This window comes from Rhodopirellula sp. UBA1907 (assembly GCF_002337565.1).
GTDB lineage: Bacteria > Planctomycetota > Planctomycetia > Pirellulales > Pirellulaceae > Rhodopirellula > Rhodopirellula europaea.
The window spans coordinates 1-10,123 of the sequence record NZ_DDGH01000044.1; the positions used below are offsets into that span (position 1 = coordinate 1).

At 55.8% G+C, this 10,123-nt stretch carries 5 protein-coding genes; 1 reads left to right on the forward strand and 4 read right to left on the reverse strand.

Annotated features, from left to right (window positions below; all coding sequences use genetic code 11):
- Positions 1 to 162: 162 nt before the first annotated feature.
- From B2R17_RS09470 to B2R17_RS09485, 4 genes are all read right to left on the reverse strand, one after another.
- A complete protein-coding gene (locus tag B2R17_RS09470) occupies positions 163 to 717 on the reverse strand; it encodes a hypothetical protein (RefSeq protein ID WP_286763801.1) in 555 nt (184 codons plus the stop codon).
- A 32-nt stretch (positions 718 to 749) separates the two neighbouring features.
- A complete protein-coding gene (gene hisH / locus B2R17_RS09475; protein WP_008653161.1) occupies positions 750 to 1,367 on the reverse strand; it encodes an imidazole glycerol phosphate synthase subunit HisH in 618 nt (205 codons plus the stop codon).
- Between the two features lie 256 nt (positions 1,368 to 1,623).
- Entirely contained in the window at positions 1,624 to 3,612 is a 1,989-nt protein-coding gene (locus B2R17_RS09480) for a RecQ family ATP-dependent DNA helicase (RefSeq protein ID WP_414707275.1), read from the reverse strand.
- A gap of 18 nt (positions 3,613 to 3,630) precedes the next feature.
- The gene (locus B2R17_RS09485; protein ID WP_286763803.1) at positions 3,631 to 8,991 is read right to left on the reverse strand and encodes a cadherin domain-containing protein; all 5,361 of its coding nucleotides are present in this window, start codon (positions 8,989 to 8,991) and stop codon (positions 3,631 to 3,633) included.
- A 536-nt stretch (positions 8,992 to 9,527) separates the two neighbouring features.
- Between B2R17_RS09485 and B2R17_RS09490 the strand changes: the two genes are divergently transcribed.
- On the forward strand, positions 9,528 to 10,123 hold a 596-nt coding region (locus tag B2R17_RS09490), incomplete at its 3' end, for a trypsin-like peptidase domain-containing protein (protein ID WP_286763804.1).

Genomic DNA, 10,123 nt, shown 5'->3' on the forward strand with positions numbered 1-10,123 from the left:
CTCGCTGAACGCTCGCATTCCGACCCTCCCCAACTCCGTTCAGGAGGGTGACTTCAACCTTGCGAGCACGGCACTTCAAAACTGCACGACCTCCTTAGCGGAGCGGCGCGAGCCGCCCGGTTCCGCGTCACCGGAGAGCTCGCGCCCTTCCGTTACAAAACCCTAAGTCGCCCCGAGCAGATCGTAGCTCCACTGCCGCGTTCGACCGCCAGCGGATTGATCCGGCACAAACCTGGTTCCGCCATCGGCCCCCGACTGGCGAACCGATTGGGTTTGTCCACGAACCGCACTCGCCAACATTTTCTCGGACGTGTATTTGGTCCCAAGATCGGCGTTCGGGTGCTCCTTCGCATCGGATGCCGACATTCGAACAGCCCAATCGAATCGAACGACCGACAACGCTTTGCCGTCATCCGCGTCGCCCTTTTCCAGCACTTGCACGCTAACACTGAAGTGACTGCTGCCGGCACAGCCAACTCCCAAAATCGTTGGCACGCCTTCGATGGTCTCGGTCGACAATTGCTGAAGTGCGGGTGAGGCGGGCCAATCCTGATCGGACGAACCTTCCACGCTGCAGGCCTCGATCACCTCGCCGGATTCGGACTGCCAGCGAACAACGTGGGCGTAGCGATCTTGTTGCCACTCAAACCGGATTTGCAAACTCCCGTTTTCGGTTTGCAATTGGTGTGCGGGAGGAGTCGAGATAGAAGAAGACATGCGAGTGTGCTCGTGGTTGGATGGCGAATGGATCAGGCAACTTCGACCGGTGAGGTCGCGAAACGCTGCATCAATCGCAGTCCGTCCCCCTGGCTCTTTTCGGGGTGGAACTGGGTCGCCATCAAATTGCCACGACGCACCGCGGCACAAAACTCGCCACCGTAATCACACGTCAGTGCGACCACCGATGGATCGGTCGGGCGAACGAAGTACGAGTGCACAAAGTAGAAATGCGTTCCGGATTGAATGCCGAGATCCGCGCCGGCGGCTTTCACGTCAACCGCGTTCCATCCCATGTGCGGGACTTTGAACTCGGCGGGCAATTCGAATGCAACCACATCGCCGCCCAAGACCCCGAGTCCTTCGTGGGTGCCGCCCTCGAAGCCTTGCTCGAACAACATTTGCAGACCCAGGCAGATTCCCAAAAACGGTTTGCCCGACGCGATGAAATCTTTGATCGGCTTCTCCAGATCACGACGACGAATCTCGCCAATCGCATCCCCAAACGCTCCTACGCCCGGCAGGATCAATCGTTCCGCCGCTGCGATTTGGCCAGCGTCGCTGGTGATCTCCGCCTCCACGCCCGAACGTTCCACCGCCTTTTGGACGCTGCGGAGGTTTCCCATTTGATAGTCGACGATGGTGATCATGGGTGCCAGTCTCAAAAGTGGTTTCGAGGGATTGTGGTTTTGAGGGAACGAGTCAAGGAGTGTCGTGCAGCGGGTCGTTTTACAAAATCAGCTTGCGAGTCCTGACCCGACGCGTGACCGCATGTTGATTTAGTTGTAGGTTGGCCACTCTTGGCCGACATCCATGGCTCTGACGGGCAAGAGTGCCCATCCTACATGCGTTAAAACGTCATTAACGACTAATTCAGCAACCCGGCGAGCTAGTGATCACGACGAATCAGTTCGCCCTCATCGCCGCCAAAACGGTCGGGAAGGGAACAGATTCACAGACACCAAAGCCAAAATGCCGGTTCACGCGAAAACGCATGAAAGCGGGTGAATACAAGCCACACAGGAATTTGGCCCGATCGATCGGATCTGAAAAGAGGTCGGGATACTCCGCGATCGCATCGGACATCGCTTTTCGGGCAGAATCCCCGATCGAATCAGGCGGATTCAACTGGGTATCCCACGGCCCCTCGCCGCGACAAGTCGAGCATTTTCCGCAGGGACGCGAACGTCGCGAACCGAAATGAGCCGCCATCGCGACCGGCAAACACTCCTTGCAGGAAATGAACTCCATCATCGAATCGATGCGATGCTGAGTCGCCTCCATCGACGCGTCAAACCGTTTCAGCAAGTGTTTCACCGTTGTTGCGGGTCGAGCGATTCGTTCTATCCAGCGGTACCCATGCATCAACTCGGACGACTCCAACTCGATGATGCCGGACAATGACAATTCTTCCAGGGCCGCGACCAAGCGGGTTCGAGGCACGCGATACTGACGCGTTGCCACCACCAAATTGACGCGGTACGCCCGCTTGGCTTTGACCAGCGAAGCAACAATCGCCGACACAGCCTCCGGATCAATCGCGTCACTCCGCGAAACAATTTCAGAAATGTCACACCTTGGTTTGACTCGGTAAACGTCATACCGAGCGGGCAGCAAGTCGAGGTGCCCGCGCTGCCGCAATTGAATCATGAACGTGCCGACCACGCCGGATGACAGGTTCACCTCCCAAGCCAACTTGCCCAACGCCAGATAAAACGAATCCGGTTGACCGATCAATCGATCCAGCAAACGTTCCACCGACGCCTTCGTCGGCCAATCACTGCACGGCAAATTGCGAATCGCGACTTGGTCTTCGGGAACCAACCAAGTTTGACACTGGGTCGCTTTGCCATCCCGGCCGCCACGACCAATCTCTTGGCTGTACCCTTCCAACGAAGACGAAGGGTTGTAGTGAATCACTCGGCGAACATTGGCCTTGTCCACGCCCATGCCAAACGCCACGGTGCCGACCAAGATGCCGTTATTGGATTCCAGGAACCACTGCTGAATGGATTCACGTTGCTCGCTGGTCAATCCCGCGTGATAGGCCATCGCGGAAAGGCCCGCTTCGCTTAGCGACTCAGCCAGTTGTTCAGCAGTTCGACGACGAGTGACGTAAACAATCGTGACGCCTTTGGTTCGAGACTTCGCCGCCTTGCGAAGCTGGTCCAGCAATCGCTCATCCCGCTCACGCGAAGTCACCTGCGTGCATTGCAAATGCAGATTGGATCGATGCGTTGGCACTTTCACAACATCGGTTCGTTCCAATCCAAACGCGGAACGAATTTCGCGAACGACGCGTTGGGGTGCTGTCGCGGTCAACGCCAACACCTGCGGGATGTTGTGTTCTTCCACCACATCCGGCAACCGTAGATAATCAGGACGAAAATGGTGCCCCCATTCGCTCATGCAGTGGGCTTCGTCGACCGCCAGCATCGAGATTGGTGTCTCGCCCAACACCGCACGAAAACGCTCGTTGAAAAAGCGTTCCGGGGAAACGTACAGCAACTTGCAGTGGCCCGACCGAACTCGTTTCAAGTCCAAACGCAGTTCTTGCGGCGAAGCGGAGTGATCCAGCCTCGCGACCTCGATGCCGCGCCGTTTCAGCGAATCGCCTTGGTCCTTCATCAAAGCGACCAAGGGCGACACAACCACGGTCAGGTGCGGCAAGCATTGGCTGACCAGTTGGTAGCACAAGCTTTTGCCACTTCCCGTCGGCATCACCGCGACCACGTTGCGACCGTCAAACAGTCGCTCGATGACCTTCTTCTGAGGCGGTAGCAAACGATCAAATCCAAACGATTCGCTCAAAACCCGCTCGGCGATTGCCCAGCGGGTTGAAAGCATGCTTGGATCAATGGAAGCATTTTCGGCGTCCGTGCCCGTTTCTTCCATCGTGACCAGTCACTTCCTTCAGAACAGCGAGGGGGTATCGAATTCAGCCGCCAACACTTCGTCCACCGCATCTTCGCGACGCAAGAAGTCGTCGGGCGAAATCTCGACCAAAACCGGTTCGGCACCAGCGTTTTCTTCTTCCAGACGATTGATCTCGTTGATCACCATCAAAGCGTCCAACGAGGTCACTTCACCGTTGCCGGAAACATCCAGGTACCCGGGGAACGATTGCATGTTTCCAGGTTCCAAACGACCGGGGCCATTGGCTTCCAGGTAGTTGATGATCCGCAGTGCATCCAGAGGTGCAACCGATTGGTTTCGGTCAACATCGTAACGGTTGCGAGCGTTTTGGAACGGTGTTTGTCCCAACCCGACCGTGTAGGTGAACTGCACATCCGTCGCGAGCGGACGAGGTCCAAACTCCAACGCACGAGCCGTCAAGTTGTAGACACCGGTGTCGAATGGTCCCGGTGTTGCAACTAGCGTTCGTGTTTCGATGTCGTACTTCATCCAGCTCGGCAAGGTACCCGATTGACCAAAGATGCGGATCGAGAAGTTTCCACCCTCTGGATCACTGACCATGTTATCGGGCAATTGGAATTCCAGGTATTGCCCACTGACCAACGCACGGTCTTGGAAAGTTGCATCGGCCATCGCCATATCAAACACGGGTGGTTCGTTGACGTTGTTGACCTGCACCGTGATGGTGCGATCCGTCGTCGCGGTTCCATCGTCGGCCCGAATCACCAACGTTTGAGCGGGTGCGTCAGGTGCATCGACGTCAAAGACAGCGTTCGGACGAACCCGAAGCAATCGCGAATTGGGATCCAAATCGAAATTGGAGAACCCGGTACCGCCAACCAATTGGGTCGTGACCAAGTCACCGTCGGGATCCGCCACACCGATCCGTCCGACAATCACCCAGTTATCGCTCGAGGCGGGTGCACCGTTTGGATACGGCACTTCCGAAACGACGACACGTTCGGTGGTGATACTAGGATTCTCGTTGCGGTTCAGCACTTCCACCAACAACGTCGCCGTGAATGGTGCGACGGAGCTGTCGACGGTGTCCGTGATTCGGAAGTTCAATTGGTGAACCGATTGTTCCTCAAAATCAAGTTCCACTCCAGACGCGATTCGGAGTGTTCCAGTACCCGCTTCAGCACCGGTTCCGGCAACGAACTCAAACAATGAATTCGATGGACCGTCCAGCAATTCAATGCTGTGATCTTGCGGCCGCTGTTCAGGATCCACCAACGTCAGGATTCGGTCCGCGGAGGGAACGCTGCCCTCGTTGAACTGGACCACTGATGGTTGCAGCCTTGGTTGTTCGTTCACACCCAAGACTGAAATCTGGACATTCACCGTTTCGGCCAATGGCGGGCCACCATTGTCGCTAACGCGAACTCGCAACGTCATGTTCGGGAACGTTTCGAAATCCAACTCCGCACCGGGCAACAACCTCGCGGCACCTTCTTGGGTGACACGAACGAAGTTGGCCGCGACTCCGCCGACCACTTCGAATTGATGCATCTGGCCTTCATCGGGATCGTCAACTTCCAAACGGAACAATTCACCCGTCGCGTCTTCGGACACAGTGAACTGAGTTTGTGAGATTGTCGGCCGGTCGTTTTCGTTGAGCACAAGGATCTGCTGTTCAACAATGTTTTCCGCCGGAATGGCTGCGTCATCGCTGACACGAACGAGCAAAGTTCGCTGCGTGTTGTTCTCGAAGTCCAAACTATCCGCATTCAGCAACGTCACCACACCGGTGACTGGATCGACGCTGAAGTCATTCTGGGCTTCACCACCAACCAGCTCGAACGAGAGTTGTTGACGGAATGCGATGTCGGGATCAAACGCTTTGATGCGTCCAATCGCGGAACCCGCCGGCACATCTTCTGTGACCACCAACGGTGTGTCGTCCACCACGGGAGCCTCGTTGATGTCTCGCAACGAAATTGTGATGCGGTTCGTGGTCTTTGCACCCGCGGCATCCGTGATTCGCATCGTAATGATCCGGTTGGGCTCGGTTTCGAAATCCAAGTCCGAGTCCGTCGTCACGGTCAAATTACCGGTGGTCGAGTCGACTACCAATCCGGCGGAGTTCCCACCAATGATCTCATACAACAATGGCACGCCACCGTCAGCTGGCTGATCGGCGTCATCTGCTTGCTGAACAAGGATCTCAGTTCCGACCGGCAGATTCTCATCCACCAAAATGACCTGGTCAGTCGTCTTCGGCAACGTGTTCACCCGGAACACATCTTCGAAGACAAAGTTGTCAAAGCGTGACACGGTGAAGGGATGCTCAGCCGTCCCCAATAGCGCCGTCGCTCCAGATCCGGTTTGGACCTGCAAGTCATAGTCGCCTTCGAACAGTGATCGCAACTCATAGATACCGTCTTGATCGGTCACCGCGGTCGCTTCGCTTTGCACGTAGGTCAATCGATCGAACGCACCAAACGTTGTCCCGCCACTGATCGTGGTGTCCGAATACGCTTCAACGCGAACGATCTCATCCGAAGGCACAGACAACGTCACCGTTTCTCGGCGACCATTAACCAACACGCCACTCACCGCCGTGGCGATCAAGTCGCCATCAGCATTGAACGCATCCAAGCGACCGTAAGAAACCAACGACGTGAACGCACTGCCGAGAGCGTCAATCGAAACCGACTTCACGGGGCGATAGAAATCAAACCGTAGCCGGTTGAAGGTTGAGAATTGTTGGAAGCCGCCGTCACTGAACACGCGGTTGCCGCTGATTCGGCCGCTCAAATATTGACGTTCGGCCAAGACCGGAGTGTTCGAAAAGAAGCTGCCGCTTGTGCTGGTGATGGTCACGCCCGGGAATTCGTTTGTGAGCACGTACGTCAGATCCTGAACCGTTGGGTCCAACGGATCGAACGGTGGCACCACGTCATCGGGCTCGACGACAAATGTCAAATCGTCCAAGCGATCGTTGTCATTGGTGTCCGCGAAAACGGTGATGCCTTGACCGGGCAATCTCAAATCCTCCGGAGCTCCATCGGCGATGGCTCCCGCCGAGGGTGCCAGCAAGATCTGTCCGCGAGCACCGCCAACGAAATTGCTTTCGCCGATGTGGTTGAGCAAACGATCCGCAAGTGCCGGTTGCGAGACGGACGAAGCCAGTAACTCGTGCTTGCCACCAGTTTCGAACTCAATCGCAGATCCATCGGCCGCATCAACCGGTGTTCCGAATACCCAATCCTCCGGCGAGGATCCGATGGAATCGCCCAATCGACCGACGTAGCCAAAACCGTCAGCTTCCACGACCGTTCCGCCGGGCGGCAACACATAACTCCGCGCCGTGGAACTGATGTTTTCAGCGAACAGAATCGGTGCGTAGGAGAAGTTGTCGCCGAAGACGTAGTCTTGGATCGCAACGGCATCCAACACATTCCAAGTCGATAACAAACCACCATCGTCCGCTCGCTGGTCGTCATCCGTGTCGATGTCATCGCCGAGTGCCGGTGGGACATCCGACTGAATCAAGAAATACCCGCGGTTATCAAAAGTACGAAACAAGGAACCGTCGTCCGAATCATCCGAATAGATCCCGTCGGGAAGCCCCAGGAATCCCGACTGGTCACTTTCCAACACGCGCGATCCAAACGCTGCTTCGTAAGAGTTACCTTCTTGCAGCAATACCAGGAAACCATTGGCACCGAACGTTTGGCCCGACAAATCGATGATGGTCTCGACAGTACCTTCGTTGAGGGTGTCTTCGGAAATGGCAACGAAGTACGTTCCATCCTCCAATCGCTCGTTGGGCATCCCACGCAATTCGATGTATTGATCCGTCAAATCGTTGAACGTGGAAGCGAACCCTGCTTCGATCATCAACTCGTTGATCACCGGTTGATTCAATTCCACTGACAACACGGGCGGCAGAACGCGAATTTCCATCGTTCGCAACGGCAGATCGATCCAAGCGGCATCGGACAGATCACGATCCACGACGATCTCAAGGTCGATGTTCGTGATCACGTTGACAGGATTGTCCGGGTCTGGTGAAACCATCACGCGGCGGACTTGATTCCAATCATCGGGCGTGAACACGAGCTGATTAGTTTCCAAGATCACTCCAGGGTTGCTTCCGCCGGGAGCGATGACGTCCAAGTTGAGGACAACATCCGAATCAGGTTGTCTGTTCAGCGTGATTTCCACCACATCGGGACCGATGGCACCGCCAACGACGGTCAATCCTTCTTGCCCCAACGCCCCAACACCTGACTCGGGGTTACTGGGACGAACTCGGAATCCAATCACGTCGGGCGAGATACCAAACTGCAAACCGGCCACGGTTTGAAACTCTGTCACTTCGACGTACTGAGAGTTGTTGCCCGTTGTTGGCCGAGTCAGCGCGACTGGTTTGATTGGTTGGCTGACATGAAAAGAATCCGAAACCAACCCCGTGTCGACATCGACCAAAATCGTCGACACCAATCCGGTGTCATCGGCATCAAACATGGTCACGTAGGTCGCATCAGCCGGCAAAGCTGCGGTTAGATCGGACCCCGCCAAACTCATCGTGAATGTGTCGACACTTCGCGACGTGTAAGACAGCGTCCGCCCATTGCCGAACATGTCAAACGCAAAGAACTCATTGTCCGTGTCATCAAAACCGATCAAACGTCGATTGACTGGATCGAACGTGATGTCAGCAACCGATGCCAAGCCTGAACGGCCGCCACCAATCAAAGTCGCCTTCGCCGTGTTCACATCCAAACTGGCCAAACGTCGCAACGTGTTGTCGCCACCACCTCGCACCAAGGTGTAAACGCTGTCGGTGACCGCGTCGTAAGCCAACCCGCCAACGATATCGACGTTGGTGTTTCCCAGACGAGTGATCTCTCCGTTGCTGGGGTTGATTCGGAACACCTCGTTGGCGCGGCTATCAACAGCCAACAAGTCGCCATCGTTGATTCGAGTGATACCATCGAGTCGGCTGGTGATGGGTTGGCCGAGCAACTCCACCAATCGTTGGTTGTCGACCTCGTGTGTTCCAAACTGAAACGCTTGAGACGCACGAACGTTCACTCCCGATTCTTGCGTCACGGTTTCTAACAAACCAAACGTCTTTTGAGGTGCGGTCTGCACCAAACCTTGTTCTGGTAAAACGCGAACGTGGTAGTCACCAGCGGGCAATTGCGAGAACGAGAAGAACCCGGCGGAGTCGGTCAGAACGGACTCTTCGCCTTCGTCCATCCTTCCATTGACGTTCTCATCCAAGTAGACGCGAACGTCGGCGGCGCCGTTCTCGGTGCCCTGGCGAGTGCTGTCTTGATTGAGATCAAGAAACACTTCGCCACTGATCGCCGCCAACAAATGACGGCTCTCGAGTGTCTCCATCCGGATGTTTCGCCGCCGTGCAAGTTTTCGTCGCTCTGACCGAACGCGAGCGTTTTTCGATCCGGAGCGGGACTGAGACGGTCGAGCTTTCCAAGGTGTACGTTTCATGATGAGACCAGCCATTCGCGTGCGATGTATCCCCTAATCAAGGGACCAGATAATTGCCCTCAGAATAAATGTCTGCATCCCGCCAAACAACATAGAACGCCCCTTTAACCCAAAAGACCGGAACAATCATTACCATTCCCCGCTCGGATTGAGCGAAATCCCTCGGATTCACGTTCGGATTGGTCGGTTTCTGGCAGTTATGCGTCACCCCGCCGGCAAACAAAAGCTGGTCCCGCGACTTGGACGATGCGTAGAATCGCCCCGCATTTCCGATCGTCATTTCGATCGGTCTGTGTCCGGGGCACCCCCGTTCCTCATCGTTCAACTCCCGCGTCCGGACGTTCGCCAACGTGATCAATCTCCAACGTGACGAATGCAGTTGTGTGTCAATTTCTGGCAAACACTTCCCGATCGCGGATGGAACTTCGATGAGTGTTTCCTTCAGAACAACCATCCACGCAGCGACACTCACGCTGCTGGCTTTGTTGTCTGGAGTTCACCATAGCCCGCTGGCATCGGCCCAAGACAACGGACCACGCCAAGGCCTGCGGGTAGGCTCTGATCGTGACATCGTTAGCAGTGGCTCTCGCTTGGAAGGCCCTCGGTCCGGCACAATGTTGCCGACGTCGGATCAAGTCGACGTGGCGCGAGATCGTTTGTTCGAAGACTTGGCCGAAGAGTTTGAACACTTCGACCGGTTGGGTAATTTGGTCCGCCGAGTCAGCCACTTGGTTAAACCCAGCGTGATCCACATCGAGGCTCACAAGACGCAAGGCAGTGGTGCGACAGCCGAGTCGTTTGATGAAGCCGGCAGTGGTGTCGTTCTCGACGTCGCCGGTGAATCTTGGGTTCTGACCAATCGCCATGTCATCAAGGGTGCCGCGTCCAATCAAATTGTGATGCGTACCAGTGACGGTCGACGTTGGGTCCCGGAAAAGATCTTGATGGATCCCAACACCGACGTTGCTGTCATGAAACTGTCACCGTCGATCGCGGGAATCGAATCAGCCGAGCGGGACTCGAT

What these genes read in the sequence shown, in the direction of transcription:
- B2R17_RS09470 (WP_286763801.1), bottom strand. Translation starts at nt 717, where the DNA reads ATGTCTTCTTCTATCTCGACTCCTCCCGCACACCAATTGCAAACCGAA.
- hisH (WP_008653161.1), bottom strand. Translation starts at nt 1,367, where the DNA reads ATGATCACCATCGTCGACTATCAAATGGGAAACCTCCGCAGCGTCCAA.
- B2R17_RS09480 (WP_414707275.1), bottom strand. Translation starts at nt 3,612, where the DNA reads ATGGAAGAAACGGGCACGGACGCCGAAAATGCTTCCATTGATCCAAGC.
- B2R17_RS09485 (WP_286763803.1), bottom strand. Translation starts at nt 8,991, where the DNA reads ATGGAGACACTCGAGAGCCGTCATTTGTTGGCGGCGATCAGTGGCGAA.